Origin of the sequence: Actinoalloteichus hoggarensis, assembly GCF_002234535.1 — a bacterium.
Classification (GTDB): domain Bacteria; phylum Actinomycetota; class Actinomycetes; order Mycobacteriales; family Pseudonocardiaceae; genus Actinoalloteichus_A; species Actinoalloteichus_A hoggarensis.
In genome coordinates, this window is the sequence record NZ_CP022521.1 from 649,330 (window position 1) to 675,373 (window position 26,044).

Below are 26,044 nucleotides of genomic sequence, written 5' to 3' on the forward strand. Positions count from 1 at the left end.
CCCTCTTGTGCTCGGTGCGGGCCGCCGCCGAGCGGGTGCGGGCGGCCGTCACGCGAGTGGATCGTGATCGCCCGCGTCGATGAGCATCCGGCGCAGCGTGAGCGTGCGCTGCCGGTCGTCACACTCGACGTAGACCTGCAACGCCGATCGCCATGCCGACCGGGCCTCCGCTCCGCGGTTCGCCGACTCCAGGGCGAATCCGAGGTGCTGGAGCGCCATGCCCTGGCCGCTGCGGTCCTCGGTCTGCTGGAACAGCTCGGCGGCCCGGCGGTGGGCCGGAGCGGCCTCGGCGAACTGCGCGGCCTCCTGGAGAGCCAGGCCGAGGTTGTTCCAGGCGATGCCCTCGCCGTGGCGGTCGTCGGTCTCGTGGAACAGGGTGGCCGCGCGTCGATGCGCCTCGATGACGTCCTCGGACCGAAGCAGCCGCACGATGGACAGGCCGAGATTGCTCAGCGTCCGCGAACGGCCCGGCGTCGTCTCGTCGGCTCGGCCGCCCCGAGGTCCGACCGTGCCCGCCGTCTGCTCCGGCGAGGTGGTGTCCGGTGGACCGGTGCCGGACGAACGAGGGACGGACGGACGAGGGGCGGACGAACCGAGGTCGGGCGCGTCGGCTCCCGTCGTGCCGTCCTGTTCACGGTGACGAAGCTGGCGCAGGGCGACGCCGAGGTTGTTCTGCGCCACGGCCTGCCCGTGCCGATCGCCGACTCGTCGGTAGAGGTCGACGGCGGCCTGGTGGGCGCTCACCGCCTCACGAAGCTGCCCGATCTCCTGAAGGGCGATGCCGAGGTTGCTCAGTGCGATGCCCTCGGCGTGGCGGTCGCCGGTCTCCCGGCAGATGACCAGGTCGAGCCGATGCGCGGCCACCGCCTCCTCGATCCGGGAGAGCCTGCGCAGACACAGCCCGAGATTGCTCAGCGCGAGGCTCTCCGCCGGGCGGTCGCCCACCTGTCGGTAGAGGCTGGCGGCGGCGCGGTGCGCCTCGACGGCGTCCTCGAAACGCTGCGACTCCTGGAGCGCGATGCCCAGGTTGTTCAGCGCCGCTGCCTGCCCGCCGGGATCGTCGAGGTCTCGATAGAGCTCGACGGCCGTCTGATGGGCGGTCATCGCCTCGTGAAGGTGCCCCGTCTCCTGCAGGGCGATGCCCAGATTGCTCAGGGCCACGCCCTCCGCGTCGCGGTCGCCGGTCTCCCGACAGATCGCGAGATCCTCACGATGCGCCGCCACCGCCTCGGCGAAGCGGCGGATCTCCTGGAGCGCGATGCCCAGGTTGTTCAGCGCGGTGCCCTCGGCATGCCGGTCGCCGATGCGGCGGCAGATCGCGAGATCCTGCTGATGCGCTGCCACGGCCTCCTCGAAACGCCGCGCCTCCTGGAGGCCGGTGCCGAGATTGTTCAGTGCGGTGCCCTCGGATCGTCGATCGCCGAGGCGACGGGCGGCACGCACGGCCGTCTGATGCGCGGTGATCATGTCGTCGAAGTGCCGATGGCGGTGCAGATACCTGGCCAGTCGCAACGGCAGATGCAAGGCCACCTCGGGATGCGACGGAAGGGCGAGGACCACGGCCGCCAAGAGGTTGCCGCGTTCCTCGTCGAGCCAGCGCCGCGCGGCCTCGCCGGTCGGGAAGCGCGGTGAGATGGCGGGCGCGCCGTCGAAGTGCGCGGCGGCGGCGTCGGCCGAGGTGAGGTAGTGCTGGAGCATCCGCGTGATCGCCAGTGCCCGCTGCCGCTCGTCGCCGGTCCCGTCCTCGTGATCGCGCAGCTTCTCGGCGGAGTGCAGGCGGATCAGATCATGGACCCGCCACCGCCTGCTGCTGGTCCGCTCCAGCAGGTGCGCCCCGACCAGGGCACGCAGGGCCGTGTGGGTCTGCTGACGAGGGCGATCGGCGAGCGCGACGGCGGTGTCCAGGGCGAAGTCCGGGCCGGGATTCAGCGCTACGAGGCTCAGCAGCCGCGCCTGTTCGGCGGGCAGCCGGTCCCAGGAGAGATCGAAGGCGGTGCGTACGGCACGGATGCCGTCGGTGAGGACGTCCAGCCGGGTGGCGCCGTCCCGGAGCTCCTCCACCATGTCCGCGACGGTGAGATCACGCTCGGCGACGAGGATGCCCGCGACGATGCCGAGGGCGAGCGGCAGCATGTCGCACAGCCCGACCAGCTCGCGCATCGCCGCGGGCGCGGCGGCGACTCTCGGATCGGCGGGCCACGCCTTGACCATCGTCGCCGAGACGAGTTCCACGGCGGTCTCCTCGTCGAGCAGGCCCAGCCGGAGGTTCTGATCGGCGGACAGGGCGTTCAGGGGCTCACGTGTCGTGATGAGCACCCGATGCAGCCGTTCCGCGGGCAGCAGCGCCTCGATCTGCTCCTGGTCGGCGACGTTGTCGAGGATCAGCAGCAGCGCCCGATTGCGGGCGGCGAGCCTGCCGAGCTGGCGGTGATACTGGGCGAACTGACCGGACGGGGTCGGATCCAGGGTCGCCACGCCGATGGCGCGGAGCAGCGGGCCGACGAGGTGGTGGGCCAGGACGCGACGCGAGGCGTAGGAGTCGTAGCCGTGCAGGTCGGCGAGGAGGGCTCCCGCCGGGAACCACTGCTCGTCCACGGCGATTCTGGCGACGTGCCGCACGAGCGCGGTCTTGCCGATGCCGCCCATGCCTGCCACGGCGGAGACGACCGTGGTGCCGACCTGCAGCCGAGGGTCGGGGCTCAGCGACGAGTGCAGCAGTTCGACCTCGGCCTCGCGGCCGACGAAGAGGTCCGGCCTGCCTTCGGACAGGCCGTGTAACCGGTGCACCACGGCGATCGGCGGAGACTCGACGGAGGTCTCGCCGATCACGATGTCCCGCTGTGCCTGGTAGACGCGGGAGGCGTCATGAGCTTCTGCGGAGTACGTCCCGCCGTGATCCGGGTGATCCGGCGGGCGGTTCGATGTCACGGGCGGCCCTTCACCGGGTCCGATGCTCGTACGGCCGGGCTCAACCGTCGGTGACGGTCAGGTCACCGACGACTTGAGGAACCGAGCGTCCGAGACGGAGTTCGGCGGCGGACTCGCGGACGAGGCTGTCGACTCGGCGGCCCGTCGCTGCGTGGACTGCCGATGCCGGCGTGCTTCCGGCGGCGGCAGGCGTGGTGGTGTTCATTCCAAGACCTCCGGGCGTCGTGGCGGATTCGGCTAATCTCGGCGTGGCTAATGCGGGCGCCGCCTGCGTTGGAGAGAAGGCGGTCGTGCGGCGGGCGAGGTGGGGGGAAAGCCGCAGATTCGGTTGATCGGACAACAGATCAGCGGTGTGCGCGGCAAACGTCTTCGGTGCGTATGCTTTCAGTGCAGCCACCTCCGGTCTCCTGACGTGTCGCCTGCTTACCCTGATGGAGTAACCGTCTGTCGGGCTTGTCAATATTCGAACGACCCGGCAACGTAGATTGTTCCAAGTTCGTGGCCGCTTAACCAGAAGCAGTCGTCCGTTCGCTGACACGATCTCGTATCGGTATCGGAGCGGTCGGCGTCCGAAGGATCGGCTGCGGCCGCATTATCGCAGGTCTGCGCAAGTGGATGAACGGTCTACGACCTGGAGTGTGGATATCGTCGTGGTCGTGGAGCGAGTGTGCGGGAAGTCGTGATCCACGATCGGGTGAACTCGACGGATCACCTGTGTCGCCGACCGTGTTCATCATCCCTCCGGGGGTCGGACAAGGTCGCGCGGGTGCGGAAGGTGATGCGGGTGGCGCGCCGGTGGCACTGAATCGCCTGATTGGGTGCTCATCGGCAGTCGGTCGGCGCACATCGCCACAAGCGCGTGGGCGGGCACGACCATCCGGGTGGGAGTGGATCCAGAGCGTTCGTCGTCTCGTCGTTCCGTTGAAGAAGTCAGCGGCGATGAATGGGCCTGACGAACTCCGCCAATTCCCGTTCCTCCGGTGAAATCAGTCCGAACGTTCGATTGAAGGCGGGTGACTTCCGACCTGCTTCGGTCGCTTCTCGGTCCGTGGGGCGGAGGAGGCGTCGACGCGGACGTGCGCTCACTGTGACGTTGAAGCCAGGAGCCGTCGACGTCGCGCCGCCGGGTGCCTGGTCGCGAGCCGCGGCCCCGGGCATGGCACCTCATCTCGGCTCCTGCCGTGCCGACCGGCGGCGAGCAGACGAGGTCGGCCGACCGGGCTCGGGCGGACCTCGGCCGCCCGCCGCGGCCGCACGGCAAGCCGCCTCCGACCGGCCGCCGCCTTCTCCGGCGTGATGACCAGGCGACGTCGCAGCCGTGGATCAGCGCTCGTTGATGGTCATGTCGCCCGCCGACTGATAGACGCGGCTGTGGTCGTGCGAGGTGGCGGTCATCGTGACCTGGCCGATCCGCTGCCGTCTGCCTGCGGGGGCCAACGGCTGCAGGCGTTCGTCGAGAAGCCGTCGCAGCTCGGCCTCGGCGGTCGGGTCGTCTCTGATCAGCCGGGTCAGCTTGCGTTTCCACTCGACGGCCAGCTCCGCCATGATCGTCGTGCCGGCGGGGCCGCTCCGCGGCGCGGCCAGGATCTCCTCCCGGATCTCCACCAGCTCCGCCTCGATGGTCGCCACGTCGTCGGGGCGAAAGCGTCGCCACCAGCCCGTGACCTCGTTCACCGCCTGTCGCCAGGAGTCGGCGGCCACCGCGTCGACGATGGCGTCGCCCGCGGCGGCGGCGACCGTGACCTGATTCATCTCGCATCCCTTCGCCGTGCGGTCGAGGCACGTCGTCGCCCGGTCGCTCACGGGAGACGGCTCTCCTTCGATGCTACGGAGACGGATCGAGCCAGCAGAGCATGGCGGGCGCGGCAATCGGGTGAGAATCTCGGGCGGTTCGGGAAAGACTCGGGCGGCCGAACCCGGGAGACGATGAGCAACACGGAACAGGTCGTCGCCGTCAGTCGATGCCGAGGCGACCGGAGGACGGGGGCCGCCGGAACGGCGCGTCCTCGGACGGCGGCGGTTCGGACGAACACGACTGCGGCGAGGCGAGGCACCGTCGGACCTCGTCTTCGGTCCGATCGGCGCCGCACCGGAGCGGATCAGACCTGTGAGCCTTCGAGGACGGGGCGGCCCGGAACGAGCCGGGCTGCCTGCGGGTAATCATTCGCGCCGGGCGCGCCGCAGGCAGGCCCGGCGAAGTGATCAATCCGTTACGGGAGTCAAGACGAAGACCGGGATCTCCCGCGTGGTCTTCTGCTGGTATTCCGCATACGGCGGATATGCCTCGACGGCACGCTTCCACCACCGCGCCTTCTCCTCGCCGGTGACCTCCCTGGCGATGTAGTCCTTCTTGACCGCTCCGTCCTGCAACTCGGCCCTCGGTTCCGCGACGAGGTTGTGGTACCAGACCGGGTGCCTGGGTGAACCGCCGAGCGAGGCCACCGCCGCATAGGACCCGTCATGCTCGACTCGCATCAACGCCGTCTTCCGGAGTCTGCCGGTCTTGGCGCCGAGCGTCGTCAACACGATGATGGGCAGGCCGTGAAGGGTGGCCGCCTCGGTACCACCGGAAGATTCGTAGAGTTCCGCCTGCTTGCGAGCCCAGTCCGACGTGCTGGGCGCATACTCTCCGCTCAAAGGCATGTCACTGCCAACGGGTCCGTCGCCTTGCGTATTCCGGAAACCGGTCGCCCGACGACGCTCGGAGTGTCGTGACCGATCTCGTGTGGAGCCGGTGTTCGCCGCCCCGGGTTCTCCCCGATGTGCCGGCTCGCGGTGCGGCGCTTCGGGTTCCGTCCCGTGTGGTGCACGGTTCGCACCGGGATGTCGGTTTACGCCTGCGGCGGGCAGCGGACAGGGTCGACGAGCCGGACGGCGGGTGGCAGCGGGTTCACGAACGCCGAGTCCCTGATCGGCCGCACTGGGTCTCGGGAAGCGACGGCGAGAATCGCGCGAAGGGACCGCTGGCCTGCGACGGGGGAACGGCATGGCGGCCGTCGTGCCGGCATCGCTGAGAAGACACGAGCGGGAGAATCGGGACGAGCCGGCGGGGGCCGTGCCAAGCCCATAGGAAGCTGAATCATATTGGATTATCTCGATCACCTTTGATGCCTGAACAGGTGCCCCACAGGGAAGGTATTGCTGACATGCAATCGACGGAAAGGCGTGATGAGCCTGTGGGGCTGAGCTGTCCGCAGTCTCCGTCTCGGTTGCGCAACCGGCCCGTCGATGTGCTGATCGGCCTCTTGACCAGGGTGGAAGCAGTCCTGGTGGTGTGGTGGCCAGAGCGCGAGATCGTCTAGGCGATATTCTTCGGTCGCGCGCCTGCACTGTCCGGCATGCTGGAAAGTCGGATCCGTTTTCACACTGCTGTGAGGGCGACCCGTGGGCACCTGGCTCAGTGCAACAGCGTCTGCCTCGCGCGAAAGGGGGCCACCAGCCGTTCATAGGCGCCCCTGCGGGAATTCCGCTGACAGGGACGCTCGGGTGCCCCGTGCGCCGCCGGACGTCACGGCCATGTGACCGCCCGCACGTGACCGATCCTCGGGTATGTCCGAGCTGCCTGCGGCGGCCGCGGTGCGAAGGACGACGTCGATGCTCGTCCGCCCGAACCATCGTGGCGGTCCTGAGACGAGAACAGCGCCCCCCGTGTGAGGAGGCGCTGCTCGGTGTGGCCCCGGCTGGAATCGAACCAGCGACACCCGCTTTAGGAGAGCGGTGCTCTATCCCCTGAGCTACGAGGCCGTGTCGTGCGATGAACCGACGGCGATTCTCGAGACCGCGTCAGGTTCGTCCTCATCGTAGCGGTCCGCGATCGAGGCCGGGAACCCGGTCGCCGTCGCCTCCGCCCGGTCGGGTCGCGACGCGCCGCGTCGCTGCGGGCCGGTGGGGCACGGCGACGACAGGCCGGGCGCCGGGTCCCGGCGGCCTGGAGACGTGCCGCGACCGTGCTCGGCGGCTGACGGGGTGCGGCACGGCTGACGGGCCGGGCACGGCCGAAGCCGATCGCGGCCCGACGGTGCGGCCACTGCGGTCGCAGGCCGCACACGCGGCGGATCGACCCGGTTCGCGTCTCGTCGGGTGGGGCGACGGGTCAGCGCGTGGTGAGGGTGCTCGCGGCCCTGGCGTTCAGCTCGTCCTCGGCAGGCGGCTGGACCTCCACGCGGTTGCGGCCCTGCCGCTTCGCGCGGTACAGGGCGTTGTCCGCGGCCGTGAAGAGCTGATCGAGCTGGGCGGGCCCGGCGGCGACGCCGATGCTGACGGTGGGGGGCCTCGTCGTCTTGCCCAGCACGAGGCGCCAGTCGTGGCCGTGGACGGCGGCACGGATGCGTTCGGCCACGGTGGGGCCTGCCTCGGTGCGTTCGTCGCTCACGTCGACGAGCAGGATCACGAACTCGTCGCCCGCCCAGCGGGCGACCAGGTCGTCGGCGCGGCACTCCCGACGGAGAAGCTGGGCGATCTCGCGAAGGGCGGCGTCGCCCGCGGCATGGCCCGCGTCGTCATTGACGTCCTTGAACCAGTCGACGTCGACGAGCACCAGCCAGGGCACCCGCCCTCGCGAGGCGGTGCGCTTGATCAGGTGCGGCGCGGTGCGTTCCAGCCCGAGCCTGTTCACCAGGCCCGTGAGGGGATCGCGGGCCGCCGCCTCCTGCGCCGCCACCGCGACCCGTTGAGCCTGGACCGCCAGCCTGCGCTGCTCCAACGCCTGCCCTAACGCCTCTTGGAGCGTGTCCAGGATCTTGCCGCCCGCCGCCATGCCCCGACGTAGCGCCTCCGCCTCACCGACGTGGTCGCCGAGGTCGGCGCAGATGTCGGCCAGGTCGTGCGAGAACCGGCGCAGCATGATCGTGTCGCCGACCCGGTCGGCCTCGGCGACCGCGCGGCTGGCCAGGGTTCTGGCCGCGGGCAGCGCACCCTGGGTCCGTCGGACACCTGAGAGGACCCAGTTGGCGACGGCCAGGCCCCACCTGTCCTCCGCGATCTCGTTGAGACGCAGGGCCCGCTGCGCCAGCTCCTCGGCCTCGGCCAGCTCCCCGAGTCCGGCCAACGACCTGCTGTACGCCGCGAGCAGCGCTCGGTGCAGGAAGCCGGTGTGCACCAGGGACAGCGCCTCCTCCAGCATGCCCTGCGCCTCGGAGAAGATCCGTTTCGCATCGTCGGGCGATGCCTCGGCGGCGCGCATGTTCAAGGTGCCGCCGAGCCGTTGCATGCAGTGCGCCAGCGTCTCGGGATGGCCGGCGCGCCGGGCGAGTTCGACCGAGACTCGCATCATGTCCAGCGCTGCCCTGCGATGCCCGATGCTCTCCACCAGGTAGCCGAGCATTCCGATGGTCTGGGCGGCGGCGGTGCCCTCCGGGCGCTCCGCGTCCAACTCCACCCAGGCCTCGGCCGCGAGTTCGAGCGCCAGCGGGATCCGGCTGAGTCGGAAGGCGACCACGGCGCGGTGCACCAACACGGTGGCGCGCCGCCAGCGATCGTCCTCGCCTGGCGGCATTCCCGAGACGACCTCGTCGAAGAGGGCGTTCGCCTCCAGTACACGTCCGGACTCCAGCAGCAGTCGCACCTCGCGGTCCTGCTGCGGAAGGTGTTCCGCCAGGGGCGAATCGTTGCGATCAACCACGGACTTGACATCTCCTGCCAGCCTGCCTGATCGGCATGGGCCATGCTTGCAGCGGTTTGAGACAGGCTACCCGGATGGGCGACCCGCCGTATGCGGTGCGTCCTATTCGACTGCCTCGCCCGTCTTGCGGTTCCAACCCGCCTGTGCTTTGTGTCGTAATGACGAACTCCCTTCGCGTCGTCTGAGATGCTGAGGTCGCTACCAGCACAGTTCATGTCTGCGGGTTCTGGATCTGTCGTTCTCCCCGGACGGTATCGGTGGCGGACGGTCGGCGACGCGCGGTGGGGACGCTCGTGTTCGGCCCGGTTTTGCCGCGGCGCACAGTCGCTCAGAGCCATCTGTGCATACCGCTGATGGGGTGAATCATTAGTCCAAAGGTGTAGATTTGAGCGCGCTTTGATTACATCGCGCTGTAGGAAACTTTCAGGTTGATCAATTCGAGTCGAGAGTGCATCCCGAGATCGGGGGAGTTCGCGCCGCACCCGCCCGCCTGTGGCGACTGTTACATTCGCTCGCCCGAGTCGAGCACGGGAGTAGGCCTTGATCAAGTACATCGCGCTGTACCGGAGACCGAGCGACCGCGACTTCGACGATCGTTACTTCGCCGAGCATCTCCCGTTGGTGGCCAGGACCCCGGGACTGCTGCGGACCGAGGTCGCCAAGGTCGGACGAGTCCATCTGGCGGGCTTCCTCGGCGACGTGGAGCCCTACCTGATCGCGGAGATGTACTTCGCGTCCGCCGAGGCGATGCGTACCGCCTTACGATCGCCGGAGTGGCGCCGTTGCGGCGAGAACCTCGCCGAGATCGGCGGCATCGAGCTGGTGACGATGTTCTCCGCCGAGGTCCTCACCCGGCCCGTCGACCACGTCGACACCGCCGAATCCTGACGTCCGTGCTCGACCGCGCGTCGCGGCGACGGCGGCATGGTCCGAGGACGGCTCCGCCCGGCTCCGGACGACAGGCCCGGCACGTCGGGTCTCCCGGTGCCGAACGCCCGCGTATCGGCCGCGGTCGTCCGGCCGGGCCTTCGGCGAGACCGATCGGTCCCCAGGCGCGGGCCGCGCGGCGTTACCGGCCGCCTGTGCTGCCGGCCGCCGTGCCGATCCGTACGCTGCGATTCCGTGCTGCTCGTGTTGGAGTTCCTCGGCGTCGCGGCGTTCGCCATCTCCGGGGCACTGGCGGCGGTACGGGCTCGTCTCGATCTGTTCGGCGTCGTGGTGCTGGGCATGGTGACCGCGCTCGGCGGCGGTGTCACCCGAGATCTGATGCTCGGCGTGCACCCGCCGACGACGCTGCAGGACTGGCGGTACCTCCTCGTCTCCGGCACGGCCGGGTTACTGGCCTTCCAGTTCCACCCGCAGCTCGCGCGGCTGCGTCGTGCGGTGCTGCTGGCCGATGCGGTGGGCCTCGGGCTGTTCGTCACCTCGGGCACCGCGACGGCCCTCGGCCTGGGCGCCCCCGTCTACACCTCCTGTCTGGTCGGCCTCATCACCGGCATCGGCGGAGGCATCCTGCGTGACCTGCTGCTTCGTGAGGTTCCGCTCGTGCTGCGCCGGGAGATCTACGCGGTGGCCGCGCTGGTCGGCACGATCGTGGTGGGGGCGGGCCATGTGATCGGCCTGCCGGCCGGGCCGATCGCCCTGATCGGCTCGACGCTGGTCGTCGGACTCCGAGTCCTCGCTCTCTGGCGGCGGTGGAACGCCCCGGTGCCGAAGGACCCCGCCGGCTGACCAGGGGCGGACTCGTGATCTTTCCGGAACGGCCGCCGCGAACCCGTCGAAGCCGTGGTCGACGACTTCTCAGGTCGCTCTCAGGGCGAGAGGTGACACTGAGCGCATGCGCATCCTCGTGGTCGACGACGACCGTGCCGTTCGCGAGTCGTTGCGGCGGTCTCTGCAGTTCAACGGTTACCAGGTCGATCTCGCCTCGGATGGTCGACAGGCGTTGGACGCGGTGATCGGACAGCGGCCGGACGCGATGGTCCTCGACGTGATGATGCCGCGTCTGGACGGGCTCGAGGTGTGTCGCCGATTGCGCGGTACCGGCGACGACCTGCCGATCCTGGTGTTGACGGCCCGGGATGCGGTGTCCGATCGGGTGGCGGGCCTCGACGCGGGCGCCGACGACTACCTGCCCAAGCCCTTCGCCTTGGAGGAACTGCTGGCCCGGCTGCGTGCGCTGCTGCGGCGGGCCTCGCCCGACCCCGGCGACGGGCTGGACGACCTGCCGCCCCCGCTGAGCTTCGCGGACCTGTCACTGGACACCGGAACGCGGGAGGTACGGCGAGGAGACCGGCTGATCAGCCTGACGCGGACGGAGTTCTCGCTTCTGGAGCTGCTGCTGTCACATCCGAGACAGGTGCTGACGCGCAGCCGGATCCTGGAGGAGGTGTGGGGGTATGACTTCCCGACCTCGGGGAACGCGCTGGAGGTGTACATCGGTTATCTGCGTCGTAAGACCGAGGGCGCCGGAGAGGCCCGACTGATCCACACCGTGCGCGGCGTCGGCTACGTGCTGCGGGAGACGGCTCCGTGACGGTCGGGTTCGCCGACGAGGAGCCCCGACGATCGCCCAGCAGACTGGAGAGCTGGCGCCAGCGAGTGGCACTGCGGACCAGGGTCACCCTGCTCGCCGCGATCTGTGTCGGCGGTGCGGTGGCGCTGACCTCGCTCGGCGCCTACGTGACGGTCTACAACAGCCTCTACGACCAGCTCGACGCGAGCCTGTTCAAGCGGGCCGCCCAGGCGGTGGAGGGTCCGCGCGTCTCCAATGCGCGGCTCGACTCGGCGCCCGCCGCGTTGTTCGCCGCGGCCGACGTCCGCATCGCCCAGGTGTATGAGAGCGGCGACGTGGTCTTCGGCGGCGACAAGGAGCCGCCGGTGGGCCCGAACGAACTGGCGGTCGCCCGGGGCGAGCTGTCGCATTCGCTGCGTACCGACGTCGCCTCCGACTGCCGGGTCATCACCCTGCCCATCCAGCCGGGCGCGAGTCTGGTGGTGGCCCAACCGCTGGACGACATCAAGGCCACGCTCAGCAGACTGACCCTCGTGCTGGCGGTGGCAGGCGGCCTCGGCGTCGGAGTGGCCGCGGCGGCGGGCACGGCGGTGGCCAGGACCGCCCTGCGACCCGTCGGCAGGCTCACCGCCGCGACCGAGCGGATCGCCCGCACGGGCGACCTCCGGCCGATCGCCGTCTCCGGGGACGACGAACTGGCCCGGCTCACCACCAGCTTCAACCTGATGCTCGGCGTGCTGGCCGAGTCGCAGGAACGGCAGCGCAGGCTCGTGGCCGATGCGGGCCACGAATTGCGGACGCCGCTGACGTCGCTGCGCACCAATATCGAGCTGCTGCTGGCCTCGAGCAGACCCGACGCACCGAAACTCGCCGACCAGGACCGCGAGGAGATCTACGCCGACGTGCGGGCCCAGATCAACGAGCTGTCGACGTTGGTGGGCGATCTCGTCGAGCTGGCGAGGGAGGACGCCCCACAGATCGTGCACGAACCGGTCGACCTGGTCGAGGTGATCGAACGGGCCGTCGACCGCGCCCGACGTCGGGCCCCGGACATCGAGTTCGAGGTGTCGCTGACTCCGTGGCGACTGCTGGGCGACGCGAACGCCCTGGAGAGAGCGGTGTTGAACCTGTTGGACAACGCGGCGAAGTGGAGTCCGACCGACGGTGTGGTGCGGGTGACACTGGCCGAGGAGATGGCAGGCGGGGTCGCGTTGGCGGTCGCGGACGAGGGCCCCGGCATCGCGGCGGCCGACCTGCCCCACGTGTTCGAGAGGTTCTATCGCTCGTCCGAGGCCAGGACCCTGCCCGGTTCCGGGCTCGGGCTGGCGATCGTCAAGCAGGCCGCCGAACGACACGGCGGTAGTGCCGCGGTGTCGACGGCGCCGCAGGGCGGTGCCCTGTTCACGCTGCGGCTGCCCGGACGCGCCGGTTGACCGGATGGGATCGCCGCCTCCTACGATCCGTCCAGGGGTCGGCAAGTGCTTTCACGGAGGTGACCAGGTGCGCCGCACCAGTGCCCGCATGGCGGACGGTCGGGAGATCATCTACTTCGACGAGGATGACACCGCACCGACGCGGACCGCCGTCGACTTGCGTGACCTGCCTCCGCGAGATCCGCGGCCCGAGATGCGGTGCGACCCGTTCACCGGCGAGTGGGTGGGGATCGCCGCGCACCGCCAGTCCAGGACGTACAAGCCACCCGCGGACGCCTGCCCGCTGTGCCCGAGCAGACCCGGTAGGCCCTCGGAGATCCCGGAGTCCGATTACGACGTGGTCGTGTTCGAGAACCGGTTCCCGTCCTTCGCTCAAGACCTGCCCACGACGCCGTCGGTCGTGCTCGAACGTGACGGCGAACCACTGGTCACCTCCTTTCCCGCCGCAGGCCACTGCGAGGTGGTGTGCTTCACCTCCGATCACACGACCTCCTTCGGGCAGTTGCCCGTTCGTCGCGTCCGCACCGTCGTCGACGCCTGGGCGGACCGCACCGCGGCCCTGAGCGAGATGCCCGGTGTCGAGCAGGTCTACTGCTTCGAGAACAGGGGCGAGGAGATCGGCGTCACGCTGCATCACCCCCACGGCCAGATCTACGGATATCCGTTCGTCACGCCGAGGACGGCGCGTCACCTGGAGACGGCCGCGCCCTACCTCATCGAGAACGGCAGGCATCTGGTCGGCGACATCCTGGCCGCGGAGCGGGCCGCGCAGACGCGCGTCATCCGCTCCGGGGAGCACTGGACCGCGTTCGTTCCGCCTGCGGCTCGCTGGCCGGTGGAGGTGCAGCTCGTCCCGCACCGACCGGTGCCGGACCTGCCCGCCCTCTCGAACGACGAACGCGACGAGTTCGCCGAGATCTATCTCGACGTGCTGGGCAGGCTGGATCGGCTTTACGACCGCCCGCTGCCCTACATCGCGGGTTGGCATCAGGCTCCCGTGCGCACCGATCGGGAGTTCGCCTGGCTGCGAATGGAGTTGTTCTCGGTGCTGCGGGGGCCGGACCGGCTGAAGTATCTGGCGGGTTCGGAATCCGGCATGGGCGTCTGGATCGGCGACGCCACGCCCGAGCAGACCGCGGAGCGGCTGCGCGCGCTGGGCTGAGCCCGCCGCCGAGGATCGCAAGGCGGTGCGTGGCGACACGATGGGTCGCGACGTGGCGGTTCCGCGACGTGGCGGAACCGCCACACGGTGAGGTGGGTCGTGAGGCGGTAGGCAGGGCGCTCGGTGGCACCGGCGTCGCGGAGTCGGTGCGGACCGCGGCGCGGTCTGACGGCCGCGGGGGACACTCGTCAGAACGCCTCGACAGACGTCGGAGCGGGTCGGAGTCGACGATTCAGGCGTGGCGGCGCGCCTGGTTCCGCTGATCGCCGTGTCGTCTCCGCCGACGATCGAGCGTTCACCGCAGGTCACATTCGCAGGGCCAGCCCTACGTGTGGGTGTCACCTGCTTCGGGGTGTGCGGCAGGCAGATTTTCATGAGTGTGCGAACAGCAGGAAAACCCCAGCGTGATCTCAGGCCGTTCTCAGTCTTTCGGTGCACAGTGGGCTCATGAGCGAGCACACCTCGAATGGTCCGGGCCGAGAGCCGGAACCGACCGCCGGAGGCCAGGACCACCTCGGGTCGAATGCCGCCGGCGCCCGTGAAGCCAGCACGCCTGGACACAGCACGCCTGGACAAGACAACACTGGAGATGACCCCGCTGGACACGGCGACACCGAGCACGAGACCGCCGGGTACGGAGTGCCGCGGTATCGGGCTCCGGAGTACGGGGCTGCCAAGCAGCCGGCCGCCGAGCATCGTGAGCCCGGCCAGAACGGGGAGACCGGCTCTACGGCAGGCGCGGAACACGGCGGTGGGAGCACCACCGCGGGCGGTGGACGCACATCCGGTGCCGCGTTCGACAGCGGGACCACTGGAGCAGGCGGCTCGGCGGGCTCACCAGGCTCCGAACACCCGAACCGGCCGGATGCGGTCCGCGACCAGGGCCGGCCGCCCACGGCCGAGACGGCGGCTCATCGCGCGGAGGCCGCGGCTCCTCAGCAGGGCAGGCCTGACCCCGCGAACGGCGGCACGGGCGGCTTCGCCCCGGGCAGTTTCGGGAACCCCGGCCGCGGCTTCGAGGCCACCCACGGGCTCGGCTCGGCGCCGCGGGGCGCGCAGGTCACGGGCGGCGCTGTGGGACGGCCCCAGCCCAGCGGCCCCGGTCATCCGGCCGGCCCCGGCGACGGCCGGTTCCCCGGCACGGCGGAACAGGCGGGTGTAGGCGGTCCCGCAGGCGATGGCGGACAAGCGGGCGTGCCCGGCGGCTACCCCGGCTACGGACAGCACTACTCGTCGTCCTCCTACCGCGATCAGCACTCTGGTCGGAACGGAAAGGGGCGGAGCGGCGTGGTGGCCGGGATGGTCGCCCTGTCCCTGCTGGTCGGCGGCGTCGCGGGTGGCGTCGGCGGGCTGGTCGGATACCAGCTCGCGGACGGCGGCACCTCGATCAACTCCTTGGATCAGGAGCCGCCGCCCGCCAGGAACGTCTCGGACGCACCGGAGGGATCGGTGCAGCAGGTGGCGGACAAGGTCCTGCCCAGCGTCGTACAGCTTCAGGTCCAGGGCAGACAGGGTGCCAGCGAGGGCTCGGGGATCATCATCAGCGATGACGGCCTCATCATGACCAACAACCACGTCATCGCTCCGGCGGTGGGCGGTGGCGAGATCGTCATCGCGTTCGAGGACGGCACCACCGCCCCCGCGCAGGTCGAAGGGCGCGATCCGACCTCGGACCTCGCAGTCGTGCGCGCCGAGGGCGTCTCCGGCCTCACACCCGCGGAACTGGGTCGCTCCGACGATCTGGCGGTCGGGGAACAGGCCGTGGCGATCGGTTCGCCCTTCGGTCTCGTCGGCACCGTGACCTCGGGCATCATCTCGGCGCTCGACCGCCCCGTGGCCGCGGGCGGCGAGTCGCCCACGGACGTGGCGACGGTACTCGACGCCGTGCAGACCGACGCGGCGATCAACCCCGGCAACTCCGGCGGCCCGTTGGTCGACATGCAGGGCCGCGTCATCGGGGTCAACTCGGTGATCTACAGCCCGAGGGGCGGGGGACAACAGCAGGCGGGCTCGGTGGGCCTCGGCTTCGCCATCCCCATCGACCAGGCCCGACGCATCGCCGAGGAGATCATCGAGACCGGGCAGGCGACGCAGGCGGTCCTCGGCGTGACGGTCACCGACCGGCAGCAGGGCTCCGGCGCCGAGATCGCGGAGGTGTCGCCGGACGGTGCCGCGGCCGAAAGCGGCCTCGCCTCAGGCGAGGTCATCACCAAGGTCGACGATCGACTCATTCAGGGCCGTGACGCACTCGTGGCGGCCGTGCGCTCCCAGGAACCGGGACAGCAGGTCACGCTGACGGTGCTCGACTCCAGGGGCGATGAACGCAGCGTGGAAGTCACATTGGGCAGTCAGACGGTGGGTGAATGAACGAATGAAGACGAGTGATGTGGAAACCGGCGACACCGCGTCGACGGGCATGACGGTGACGGTCAGCGGCCAGTCCTTAGTCGCCGCGGGTGACATCAACGGCGGCCTCGCCCAGATGTCCGATCTGCTGGCGAACGTGCCCACTACGGTGATCGGTATGGAACGCAGCGCGCAGCGTCTCGGCCGTGCCCTCGTCGTGGTCGTGGACGATCGGGTCACCCAGGGGGAATACGAGGACGTCACCGGCCCGTTGGTCACCGAACTCCTGGAGGAGACCGGCTTCATCGTCGACGGCAGCGTCGTCGTGCCCGGTGAGATGGTGGACATCCGCAACGCGCTGAACACGGCGGTGATCGGCGGAGTCGACCTGGTGATCACCGTCGGCGGCACGGGGGTGTCCCCGCGAGACGTCACGCCCGACGCCACGGCAGGCGTCCTCGATCGGCCGGTCCCCGGCATCGCGGAGGCACTGCGTGCCTCCGGCCTGGCGGCGGGAGCGGTGGACGCGGGCATCTCGCGAGGACTCGTCGGCGTCTCGGGCAGCACGCTCGTGGTGAACATCGCGGGATCGCGCTCCGCGGTACGCGATGGGATGGCCACGCTCAGCCCGCTGGTGACGCACGTCATCGAGGAGCTGTCCAGCCTGGAGACGCCCTGATCAGCAGCAGCCGATGAATGCCGGGCTCCGTACCACCACGTCGGCGGGTACGGAGCCCGGAGCGCTTCCAGGCCGGTCGGTCACGCTCGCCGCGCGCCGATGGACACGCGAAAGGGGATCGGCGCAGACCGTTTGGTGCCTGCCGAGTCGGCGCGCCGCCGCACCGGACCGCGTACCGGAAGCTCGACCTTCGTTACCGAGGGACGGGTGACGAGCCGATCGTCGACGTCGCGGGCAAGGCCGCTCAGTCGTCCTTCTTCGTGCTGCCGTCCGGGTCGAGCACCTTCTCGACCTTCTCGCTGACGGACTCGATCTTCTCGGTGTACTTGCCGCCGGTGACCTCGTCGGCCTTGTCCGCCACCACGCTCACACCCTTTGCCGCGGCGTCGCCCGCCTTCTCCGCGACGCTGCCTGCCTTCTCCCGGGCCTGCGCGGCGAGTTCCTTGGCCTTGTCCAGGAAGCTGCTCACAGCGTTCCCCTTCCCTCTCTCCGGTGCTACCTGATCTCGTCACCATTATCGGGGCCGTCGTCGATCCGCTCCGGTTGTCGACGAGAGCGGTCGGGGAGCCGGATCGACGACCCGCGCGGCGGGGGTGGCCGGCGCGGCGCGGCGGGGGTGGCCGACCGACGTCGCGGCGCACCCGTCCGAACGCGACGACGGAGACCAGATCAGTACCCGGAACGATCCAGGCGGAGCCGTGAACAGCGAAGTCGAGGCCGTCCCGGGCCTCGATGCCGAGACGGTGTCGCCCGACCCGACCTGCCGCGAGACGCCCGCGCAGCGTGTTCGACAGCCGGTGCTCTCCTGATCAGCCCCCGCCCCCCGCCCCGCCCGGTCTCGCCTTCGGTCTCGGCCCTGCCCCGGCACCGGCTCCCGCCCCGGTTGCCGCGCGGCACCCGACGGCCGCCTTCCGAGGGTCGCCGACATCCGACCGCCGCGGCGGGATGGTGCGACCGGACCGGAAGCGACTTTCGTCTGATCCCGCCGTCTACGCCACGACCACGCACCACCCGGCCCGAACCTGCTCGGCCGACTCCGCCGTGGCCTCCGGCGTAGCTCCGGATCGCCCAGGATCTTCCACCTGACGACAGATCAGGAAGGCCCGTGAGGGACCGGTCCGCCCGTGACCCGCCGGGCTCGCCCGCAGGCGCGGCCCAATCCGTACCTCAGGCCCGGATCCCGCGGCGGTCATACTGGAGGCATGGGCACTCCGCAGGACGGGAAGGACACCCCCGCACCGGACCGCACGACGCTCTCGGCTCGACGGCTCCACGAGGTGTTCGGCGATGTCCTGCCCACTACGACGGCGGACGAGCGGGACGACCGGGACGGCTTCGCGGGCCGAGGCGAAGACTGGTACCGGGACAACCGGCCGCCGCATCATGGCTGATCAGCGGCGCCGCTGATCAGCTCTCCACTCGCTCCGGCTGCTCCCGCCGCTGCTGTTCCCGCAGCAGGTCCCTGATCTCGGTGAGCAGTTCGACATCGGTCGGCTCGGCGGCGGCGGGCTCCTCTCCACGCTTGCGGCGCTGCTGAAGCTTGTTCATCGGCAGCACGAAGATGAAGTAGACCACCGCCGCCACGATCAGGAAGTTGAGCGTGGCCGTGAGCACGGCGCCGAAGTCGATGCTGAGGGCCGAGCCGTCCGGTCGCGTGCCGATCCTGATTCCGAGGTTTCCGGTGTCGGCCGGGCCGATCATGTCGACGATCGGTTGGATCAGGTTCGTCGTGAACGCGGTGACGATCGAGGTGAACGCGGCGCCGATGACGACGGCGACCGCGAGGTCGATCACATTGCCGCGCATCAGGAAGTCTTTGAAACCCTTGAACATCTGGTCTCTCCTCTGGCAGGGACTGGCTCGGCGCCGCCGCGGCCGCCTGTGACGAGGCGCTGCCACAGCGGTGCCGCCGAGAACGGTAGCCAACCGACCCAGGAGGCTTAACTCCGCCTAGCTATGAACGGTCAACGCAGCGTGATCGTCAAGTCTTGAACCACGGAGGCGGCGGCCACGGCGGTGGCGACGTCACCGGGTAAGGCGACGATGACCAACCGGCCGTCATCCCGTGACTCATCCGGTGGTCGGACCGCGATGACCACGGCGTTCTCCGCCAGCACGGCTCCGGTGCCGAGATCCGGATCGACACCCACCACGTCCACGCGACGCCCCGGATGCAGCAGGTCGGCCAACCCGCCGTCCGCCAGCCGGACGCCCACGGCGGAGGCGGTCTCCTCGCCCGCCGCGAGGGCGGTCACCGGCCTGCCGACCAATCGGACGTCGGTGAGGGCCTCACCACGCCGCGCGCCCCCCGCGAGCACCTGACCGACGACGTCGCCGTTGTCGGAGAGCAGTCCGTCCGGCGCCGAGTCGCTCGGCAGTCTGCCCGTCACGACATCCTCGATCCGGAGGGCCGTGCCGGGAGCCAGATCCCGCACCGCGAACAGCGCGGGGACGGTGTCCTCCTCGGCCGAGTTCGCCGAGCGGATGGTCAGCGCGACGGCCAGCAAGGTCAGGGCGGCGGCGAGGACTCGCCGCAGCAGCAGCATCCGTGCCCATCGTGCGCCGGGAAGGCGGCGCGCCAGCCTGTCCCGGAGCCCCGGCCCCAGCCGTTCCCTCGATCCCATGATCTGCCTCCCCACCCAGTCCGCACCGTTTCGATCTGGGCGCGACGTTAGGCGGCTCGGACCATCGGGCGCGAGCGAGTAGACCGCGCCTGTGGATGACTCGGTCGCTGTGGACAACTCGCCACCACCGCTGGCGAGATTCCGCAGTGGCAGCCGGGACGCCGCTGCCTGCAGACCGATCGGAACGCCCGCCCATCAGGCGGCGAGCCGGCCGGGAGAACTGATCGACCAGTCCGCTGCTGACGCGTGGACTAGGGAGGACACCGTGATGTGCCGCGCAGGTCGCCGCCGAGAGACGGGCGTGAGGGGGCCCGGCGGACCTCAAGTCGGCGGTGGCCGTTCTGGCAGCCCATACCGCAAGATCGTTCGGTACGGCAAGGTCTGATCGGCCGCCGCGGAGGGCACGGCCGTCGAAGACCGGCACCGACGCGGCCTCGGCGTGCCCGACGCGGCACGGGGCTCGACGGATGCCGCATCGATCCGGCGGCGTCTCCTGGGCGGATCGACCCGCCGGGGAAGCCGGCCCACGGCAGCGGTCGAGGTCGGTTCGGCGCCGAGGCGGGCGGCTGCGCCGCGGCATCCGACCGCTGCTAGGCGGGCGACGACGCCGTAGGCGACGAGGGCCGCCGTGCGGAGCCCGACGTCAGGACTTCCGCCACGAGAGGCCCGACCCGCAGACATCCGACGCGAGACGGCCGTGAGAAGCCCGACGGGTCAGCTGGTCGCGGCGGCCTTGGCCGTGCCGCTCGACGTGGACGTGCTCGCCGTGGAGGAGCCGGGCCCGTTCCCGCCGCTGGAGGAGGAGCCCGAGGAGGACGACTCGCCGCTCTTCGCCGTGCCCGCCTCCGACTTCTTCTCCGAGCCGCCGGACTCCGCCTTGACGGTCGAGGCCGAGCCCTCGCCGGTGCCGCTGCGGCTGTCGGTGCGGTAGAAGCCGCTGCCCTTGAAGACGATGCCCACCGAGGAGAAGAGCTTGCGCAGGCGGCCCTGGCACTCCGGGCAGTCGGTCAGCGATGACTCGCTGAAGCGCTGCACCGCCTCGAAGCGGTGATCGCAGGCGGTGCACGCATACTGATAAGTGGGCACAGCGTCTCCTCCGGACATCTGCCGGCACTCGTGGAGTGAGAGTGCCAGATTAATAATGCGCCCTTGCGCGGGAACTATGCAAACGTCGACGCCGAATCGCCTGCCTGCGGAAGCCGGCGCAGCCCGCCGTGGGGGGTCAGCACCGACGTCATCAGCATGTCATGCGGTTCGGCGGGCAGCGGCACGTCGACATGTTCCTCGTCACGCACCACCGCCGCCACCGTCGCCGCCCGGTGCGCCCCGGGCAGCGACCGGTCGTAGTAGCCCCCGCCGCGCCCCAGCCGCACACCCGCGCGATCGACCGCCAGCGCGGGCACCAGCAGCAGCGACGCCCGCCCGATCGCCTCGACGCCGAGCCGGGGGCTCGCGGGCTCTCGCAGGCCGAACGGGCCCCTCCGCAGGCCCTGCGGCCCGGTGAACTCCGCCCAGTCCAGCGGCCCGACGCTCACGACGACAGGCAGCAGTACTCGGACGCCCGCCTCCCGCAGCGACTCCAGGCAGGCGATCGAGCCCGGCTCGGTCCGCACCGGAAGATAGGCGCAGACGGTCGCACCGGCCAGCTCCCCGGCCAGCTCGCGCAGGATGAGGGTGAGTGCCTCGGCCTCGGCGGCCCGTGTCGCCGCCGGGACCGCCCGCCGCGCCGCGCTCAGCGTGTCACGCCAGGCGTCCTTGGTGCGGAACGCGCGCGCCTCGCCGTAGCCCCCGAACGGGTGTTCCGACCTCGGATCGGCGTTCATGTCCTCGACCCTAGACGGTGCGGGGTGCTTCGACGGCCTGACCTGCGTATTCGGCGGGAACGGCGGTCGGGACGGCGAGGCGGCGGGCGTCGCGCGGCGAGGTACGCCGACGACGGTCCGTCGCATCCTGTGTATCGGCGATCATGATTCCGTCATCGGCGACCAGGGGTGCCGCTAGGCTCGCTCCATGAGCCCGACGACTGCCTTCCGCACAGCGATCGTGCCCGCCGCAGGTCTGGGAACCCGGTTCCTGCCCACGACCAAGTCGGTGCCGAAGGAACTGCTGCCCGTGGTCGACACGCCCGCCATCGAGCTCGTCGCGGCCGAGGCCGCCGAGGCGGGCGCCGAGCGGTTGGTCATCGTGACCTCGCCGGAGAAGTCCTCGGTCGCCGGACACTTCCAGTCCCGCCCCGACCTGGAGCAGACCCTCGCCGATCGCGGTAAGACGGCGCTGCTGGAGAAGGTGCGGCGAGCACCGGGCCTGCTGCAAGCCGAGGTCGCGATCCAGGAGCAGGCATTGGGCCTCGGTCACGCGGTGGCGTGTGCCCGCCCCAACCTGACCGAGGCGGATGACGCGGTCGCCGTGCTGCTGCCGGACGACCTGGTGCTGCCCACCGGGGCGCTGACCGCGATGGCGCGGGTGCGGGAACGGTTCGGCGGCAGCGTGCTGTGCGCGTTCGACATCCCGCGCGAACAGATCTCGGCCTACGGGGTGTTCGACGTCGATCCCACCGACACCGATGACGTGCTGCGAGTCAAGGGCATGGTCGAGAAGCCCGCTCCGGAGGCCGCTCCGTCGACCTTCGCCGCCGCGGGACGGTACCTGCTGGACCGGGCCGTGTTCGACGCGCTGGACCGCATCACCCCAGGTGCGGGCGGTGAACTACAGCTCACGGACGCCGTCGCGCTGCTGATCGAGGAAGGCCATCCGGTGCACGTCGTCGTCCATCGCGGCGGCCGTCACGACCTGGGGAACCCGGGGGGCTTTCTGCGCGCCGCAGTGGACTTCGCCCTCGAGAACCCCGAGTATGGCCCCGAGCTGCGGGAATGGTTGAGTCAGAGGTTGTCCGACGCCGCGCGTTGATCGCGTGGGAGCGACGGGACTCCTAGACACCGAGGGCGGTGCCCTCGCGCACAACGGTGAGGTCCGATAACGATGAGGTCGGTAGACGAGCAGTTGGCCAGGGTGCTCGCCGCTGCCGTGCGGCCCTCCCCGGTCAGGGTGGCCATCTCCGAGGCGCAGGGTCTGCTCTGCGCCGAGGACGTGGTGGCCGAACGCGCCCTGCCAGGGTTCGACCAGGCGGCCGTGGACGGGTATGCCGCGCGCAGCGTGGACGTGCAGCAGGCCGCGGAGGAGCCGATCACCATGCCGGTGGTCGGCGAGATCGTCGCGGGCTCACGACAGCCGAGGAGGCTGCAGCCCGGCCAGCTGGTGCGAGTGAACACCGGTGCTCCGCTGCCGACCCTGGCCGACGCGGTGGTGCCCCTGGACTACACCGACGAGCATCCCGCGAAGGTCACCGTGAACCGTTCGGTGCCCTCGGCCGCCTTCGTGCGGCGGGAGGGCGAGGACGTGCAGACGGGCGACGTCGCGGTGCGCCGGGGCGCCGTGATCGGGGCGGCGCAGGTCGGGCTTCTCGCCGCGGTCGGGCGCAACAAGGTCCTGGTGCACCCGCGCCCCCGCGTGTCGATCATCTCGGTGGGTGAGGAGCTGGTCGACATCGATCGGACCCCCGGCGGCGGGCAGGTCTACGACGTCAACACCTATGCGCTCGCCGCCGCCGCCAGAGACGCGGGCGCAGAGGTGACCAGGGTCGGCATCGTCAGCGCCGAGACCAGACGCCTGCACGAGGTCGTGGAGGGCAGGCTGCTGCTCTCCGAGGTCGTGGTCATCGTGGGCGGCGTCGGCGGCACGGTCGGCAAGGACGTGCGGGCCACTCTCGCGGAACTGGGCGACATCGACATGACCCGGGTCGCCATTCACCCCGGCTCCACCCAGGGCTTCGGCAGACTCGGGCCTGACCGGGTACCGACCTTCCTTCTGCCCGGCAATCCCGTGAGCGCGCTGGTCGTCTTCGAGGTACTGGTCAGGCCGCTGATCCGGGCCGCACTGGGCAAGAGCAACCCGTATCGACGGGTGATCAACGCGGAGCTGCTGTCGCCGGTCTCCTCGACCAAGGGCCGCCGCGGCTACCTGCGCGGCCAGCTGCTGCGGGACCGGGGCAGCGAGCAGTATCTGGTGCAGCCGGTCGGTGCGGGCGGATCGCATCTGCTGGCCTCGTTGGCGGAGGCCAACTGTCTCATCGTCGTCGACGAGGACGTGACGGACCTCACCGCGGGGGAAGAGGTCCAGGTCAGTTTCCTGGCCCAGCGGGCCTGACCGGTGCGCCCCCTGGTCGGGTCCGTTCGACCTGCACCCGGGCGACGAGTCCGTTCGATCGCCCCGCGGGCGGACACTCCGTCGCGGTACGGAGCGATACCGGCGTTCGGGTGAAAGCGCGGCGTACGGCGACGGCGAACGGCTCGCGTCGGCTCGCGATCGACATACTGGTGCGGTGCAGGGCGACGGACATCCTGGCTGGCCTGCCCGGCTGGGCGGCCTGAAAGTCCCGGCGGGGACGGTGACGTTACGGAGTCCCCGGCTGTGGGACGGGCCGGACTGGAGCCGCATCCGGTTGGCGGAACGAGACCATCTTCAGCTCTGGGAACCGTCCACTCCGGAGGGCTGGGAACAGCGCAACGCCCTGTTCTCCTGGCCCGGGCAGTGGGCGGGGATGCGTCGGCTGGCCCGCCACGGCACCGCACTGCCCTTCGTCATCCTGGTCGACGGCGTCTTCGCGGGTCAGGTCACGGTGGGCAACATCGTCCGGGGCGCGCTCCGCTCCGGGTGGATCGGATACTGGGTGAGCAGGCGTCTGACCTGCGGCGGTGTCGCCAGTGCCGCCGTGGCACTCGTCGTCGACCACTGCTTCGGCGTCGCGGGCCTGCATCGACTCGAGGCGACCGTCCGGCCGGACAACGAGGCGAGCCTGCGGGTGTTGGAGAAGACCGGCTTCCGTCGGGAAGGTCTGTTCAGACGCTATCTCTACGTCGCCGAGATGTGGCGTGATCATGTCTGTCTGGCGATCACGGCGGAGGACGTCACCGCAGGCGCGGCGACCGCCCTGGTGCGCGACGGGCGGGCGGACTGGGAGTGAATCGTCGACTCCTCACGCCGCCGGGACGTCCGTCGATCGGATTCTCGGTGCCGCGGACCGGAAGATCGCGTCGGGGAGAGCCGCACACGCTCGCCGATCCGAACGGTGTGTCGTTGATCTCCTTCGTCCGGGTCGGCGGTGCGTGGCGAGTCGAGGCCGCAGGCGGAGTCGGGTCCGCGTGCCGCGCCCTTCCGTGCGCCGTCGGAGCAGCACGGAGAGTGGATGTTGAATGGCGTGCCCGTAACTCGAATGGGCGATCATCGCCACAGTTCATGACGGGCTGCGACTCGGCGCGCCTCCGACACGGGTGTTACGCCTGTGGCTAGCGTGACGAGGGAATACGTGTGTCGTTCGTGGGTGGGGGGAGGTGACGGATCATGCCGAGTTCGCTGATCTTCGCAGCTCTGGCGCTGGCCTGGCTCGTCGTGCTCGTGCCGATGATCGCTCGGCGGCGTCAGGAGGTGGTCCGGACCGCCGACTCCGCGCTGCAGGCGAGAGTCCTCCGTCGAGGGAAGAACCCGTCGGCGGCCGGTCGTCAGGAGACCGTCGACCGTCAGGATGGTCTTGCGGCGGACCGCCGAGGCGCAGCGGGGCGGTCGCAGGTCGTCGACGATCCGGAGGAGGACCCTGACATGGCCCGACCCGACGCGAACTCCGGCCGGGAGTTCGAGGGGGAGAACGGCGAGGATCTCGACGACGAGTTCGAGGAGTACGCCGAGGAGCACACCGACGAGGAATGGCGTGCGCTGCACGGCGACGACGTGCGAGCAGGCAGACGCTACCGACCGGGCCGGGGCGGCTTCGATCCCGAGGCCGCGGCGCGACTGGCCAGGGCGAAGTACGCGCTCCGCCAGCGAATCGTGCTGCTCCTGCTGCTCGCCGCGATCACCACAGCGGTGCTCGCGGGCTTCCTGTCCCCCTGGATCTGGTGGGCACATGCCGCCGTCGACGTGACCTTCGTCGGTTACCTCAGCTACCTGCGCAGGCAGGTGCGCATCGAAGAGGAGGTGCGCAGGCGTCGGACCGCGCGGGTCGCCGAGGCCCAGCGGCGGGAGCAGCTGCTGCACGGCCAGGTTCGGTCGGTCGGCGACGTCGGCGCGGTCGGCGAGGACGGCCTGCCGACCAGGGCGAGCGGGATGATCGCCCAGGGAGCTTCCGAGCTCTCCCGGCGTCCCTCCCTCGAGGGCACCTACGCCCTCGAACTGGACGACGACGACCCGGCGTTCGACGACCTGGACTCGCCGCTGCCGATGACGTTCCGCCGTGCCGCGGGGGAATGATCACGTGGTGACCCGTGGGGTTCAGGGGGGTGCGCAAGGGGCCGTTCCATGCCTGCTATGCTTCCTGAGCACCACGAACAAGGGGCTGTAGCGCAGTTGGTAGCGCGTCTCGTTCGCATCGAGAAGGTCCGGGGTTCGATTCCCCGCAGCTCCACAAGTAGACGGCTCGTGCCCGTGGAGGGCGCGGGCCGTTCTTGTTTTCGCGTGTTGGTGTGGGGGTGCGACCCCCACGCCCCGCTCGGGGGTGTGCCCCCGATCCCCCCTGGTGTGGTCGTGTCGGGTGGGCGGTTCGTGCCCGCAGCTCCACAGGTGGGTGGTTCGTGCCGGTGGAGGGCGCGGGCCGTTCTTGTTTTCGCGTGTTGGTGTGGGGGTGCGACCCCCACGCCCCGCTCGGGGGTGTGCCCCCGATCCCCCCTGGTGTGGTCGTGTCGGGTGGG

Annotated in this window: 22 protein-coding genes and 2 tRNA genes; 13 read left to right on the forward strand and 11 right to left on the reverse strand. The window is 70.3% G+C overall.

Features of this window, described 5'->3' with window-relative positions; genetic code table 11:
* Window positions 1-48: 48 nt before the first annotated feature.
* From AHOG_RS03025 to AHOG_RS03050, 6 genes are all read right to left on the reverse strand, one after another.
* Entirely contained in the window at window positions 49-2,928 is a 2,880-nt protein-coding gene (locus AHOG_RS03025; RefSeq protein ID WP_157736604.1) for a tetratricopeptide repeat protein, read from the reverse strand.
* Window positions 2,929-2,968: 40 nt separating this feature from the next.
* Window positions 2,969-3,325: a hypothetical protein gene (locus tag AHOG_RS28225; RefSeq protein ID WP_157736605.1), complete on the reverse strand. Its 357-nt coding sequence runs from the start codon at window positions 3,323-3,325 to the stop codon at window positions 2,969-2,971.
* Window positions 3,326-4,251: 926 nt separating this feature from the next.
* On the reverse strand, window positions 4,252-4,680 hold the full coding sequence (locus AHOG_RS03030; RefSeq protein WP_157736606.1) for a hypothetical protein: 429 nt from the start codon (window positions 4,678-4,680) through the stop codon (window positions 4,252-4,254).
* 450 nt (window positions 4,681-5,130) lie between these two features.
* The gene (locus AHOG_RS28230) at window positions 5,131-5,565 is read right to left on the reverse strand and encodes a nitroreductase family deazaflavin-dependent oxidoreductase (protein ID WP_157736607.1); all 435 of its coding nucleotides are present in this window, start codon (window positions 5,563-5,565) and stop codon (window positions 5,131-5,133) included.
* A gap of 1,034 nt (window positions 5,566-6,599) precedes the next feature.
* Window positions 6,600-6,672 (reverse strand) — tRNA-Arg (locus AHOG_RS03040).
* A gap of 349 nt (window positions 6,673-7,021) precedes the next feature.
* A complete protein-coding gene (locus tag AHOG_RS03050) occupies window positions 7,022-8,548 on the reverse strand; it encodes a tetratricopeptide repeat-containing diguanylate cyclase (protein ID WP_245856529.1) in 1,527 nt (508 codons plus the stop codon).
* 540 nt (window positions 8,549-9,088) lie between these two features.
* On the opposite strand from AHOG_RS03050, the gene AHOG_RS03055 reads away from it, so the two are divergent.
* From AHOG_RS03055 to AHOG_RS03085, 7 genes are all read left to right on the forward strand, one after another.
* Complete coding sequence (locus AHOG_RS03055) at window positions 9,089-9,436, forward strand: EthD family reductase (protein ID WP_093939998.1); 348 nt, start codon at window positions 9,089-9,091, stop codon at window positions 9,434-9,436.
* Window positions 9,437-9,670: 234 nt separating this feature from the next.
* Window positions 9,671-10,279, forward strand: a complete 609-nt coding sequence (locus tag AHOG_RS03060; RefSeq protein ID WP_245856530.1) for a trimeric intracellular cation channel family protein — start codon at window positions 9,671-9,673, stop codon at window positions 10,277-10,279.
* 106 nt (window positions 10,280-10,385) lie between these two features.
* On the forward strand, window positions 10,386-11,084 hold the full coding sequence (locus tag AHOG_RS03065) for a response regulator transcription factor (RefSeq protein ID WP_093940000.1): 699 nt from the start codon (window positions 10,386-10,388) through the stop codon (window positions 11,082-11,084).
* Between the two features lie 44 nt (window positions 11,085-11,128).
* Window positions 11,129-12,496: a sensor histidine kinase gene (locus tag AHOG_RS03070; RefSeq protein WP_211290606.1), complete on the forward strand. Its 1,368-nt coding sequence runs from the start codon at window positions 11,129-11,131 to the stop codon at window positions 12,494-12,496.
* Between the two features lie 67 nt (window positions 12,497-12,563).
* On the forward strand, window positions 12,564-13,658 hold the full coding sequence (galT, locus tag AHOG_RS03075; RefSeq protein WP_093940002.1) for a galactose-1-phosphate uridylyltransferase: 1,095 nt from the start codon (window positions 12,564-12,566) through the stop codon (window positions 13,656-13,658).
* 639 nt (window positions 13,659-14,297) lie between these two features.
* Complete coding sequence (locus tag AHOG_RS03080) at window positions 14,298-16,025, forward strand: S1C family serine protease (protein ID WP_245856531.1); 1,728 nt, start codon at window positions 14,298-14,300, stop codon at window positions 16,023-16,025.
* Between the two features lie 157 nt (window positions 16,026-16,182).
* The gene (locus AHOG_RS03085; RefSeq protein ID WP_093944101.1) at window positions 16,183-16,683 is read left to right on the forward strand and encodes a MogA/MoaB family molybdenum cofactor biosynthesis protein; all 501 of its coding nucleotides are present in this window, start codon (window positions 16,183-16,185) and stop codon (window positions 16,681-16,683) included.
* Window positions 16,684-16,927: 244 nt separating this feature from the next.
* Here the strand turns inward: AHOG_RS03085 and AHOG_RS03090 are convergent, their stop codons facing one another.
* The gene (locus AHOG_RS03090) at window positions 16,928-17,152 is read right to left on the reverse strand and encodes an antitoxin (RefSeq protein WP_169725802.1); all 225 of its coding nucleotides are present in this window, start codon (window positions 17,150-17,152) and stop codon (window positions 16,928-16,930) included.
* 733 nt (window positions 17,153-17,885) lie between these two features.
* Between AHOG_RS03090 and AHOG_RS03100 the strand changes: the two genes are divergently transcribed.
* A complete protein-coding gene (locus AHOG_RS03100) occupies window positions 17,886-18,074 on the forward strand; it encodes a hypothetical protein (protein WP_093940005.1) in 189 nt (62 codons plus the stop codon).
* 16 nt (window positions 18,075-18,090) lie between these two features.
* On the opposite strand, the gene mscL is transcribed toward AHOG_RS03100, so the two are convergent.
* The 4 genes from mscL to AHOG_RS03120 all read right to left on the reverse strand — a co-directional run bounded on the left by mscL (window position 18,091) and on the right by AHOG_RS03120 (window position 21,130).
* Window positions 18,091-18,516, reverse strand: coding sequence for a large-conductance mechanosensitive channel protein MscL (gene mscL, locus AHOG_RS03105; protein ID WP_093940006.1), 426 nt, complete (start codon window positions 18,514-18,516; stop codon window positions 18,091-18,093).
* A gap of 131 nt (window positions 18,517-18,647) precedes the next feature.
* The gene (locus tag AHOG_RS03110) at window positions 18,648-19,307 is read right to left on the reverse strand and encodes an SAF domain-containing protein (protein WP_245856532.1); all 660 of its coding nucleotides are present in this window, start codon (window positions 19,305-19,307) and stop codon (window positions 18,648-18,650) included.
* 714 nt (window positions 19,308-20,021) lie between these two features.
* The gene (locus tag AHOG_RS03115; protein WP_093940007.1) at window positions 20,022-20,393 is read right to left on the reverse strand and encodes an FmdB family zinc ribbon protein; all 372 of its coding nucleotides are present in this window, start codon (window positions 20,391-20,393) and stop codon (window positions 20,022-20,024) included.
* 74 nt (window positions 20,394-20,467) lie between these two features.
* Entirely contained in the window at window positions 20,468-21,130 is a 663-nt protein-coding gene (locus tag AHOG_RS03120) for a 5-formyltetrahydrofolate cyclo-ligase (protein ID WP_093940008.1), read from the reverse strand.
* A 187-nt stretch (window positions 21,131-21,317) separates the two neighbouring features.
* On the opposite strand from AHOG_RS03120, the gene AHOG_RS03125 reads away from it, so the two are divergent.
* The 5 genes from AHOG_RS03125 to AHOG_RS03145 all read left to right on the forward strand — a co-directional run bounded on the left by AHOG_RS03125 (window position 21,318) and on the right by AHOG_RS03145 (window position 25,761).
* Entirely contained in the window at window positions 21,318-22,214 is an 897-nt protein-coding gene (locus AHOG_RS03125) for a UTP--glucose-1-phosphate uridylyltransferase (protein ID WP_093940009.1), read from the forward strand.
* Window positions 22,215-22,286: 72 nt separating this feature from the next.
* Entirely contained in the window at window positions 22,287-23,510 is a 1,224-nt protein-coding gene (gene glp, locus AHOG_RS03130; protein ID WP_093940010.1) for a molybdotransferase-like divisome protein Glp, read from the forward strand.
* Between the two features lie 175 nt (window positions 23,511-23,685).
* A complete protein-coding gene (locus AHOG_RS03135) occupies window positions 23,686-24,327 on the forward strand; it encodes a GNAT family N-acetyltransferase (RefSeq protein ID WP_093940011.1) in 642 nt (213 codons plus the stop codon).
* Between the two features lie 377 nt (window positions 24,328-24,704).
* The gene (sepX, locus tag AHOG_RS03140) at window positions 24,705-25,607 is read left to right on the forward strand and encodes a divisome protein SepX/GlpR (protein ID WP_093940012.1); all 903 of its coding nucleotides are present in this window, start codon (window positions 24,705-24,707) and stop codon (window positions 25,605-25,607) included.
* 81 nt (window positions 25,608-25,688) lie between these two features.
* Window positions 25,689-25,761 (forward strand) — tRNA-Ala (locus AHOG_RS03145).
* Window positions 25,762-26,044: the final 283 nt, after the last annotated feature.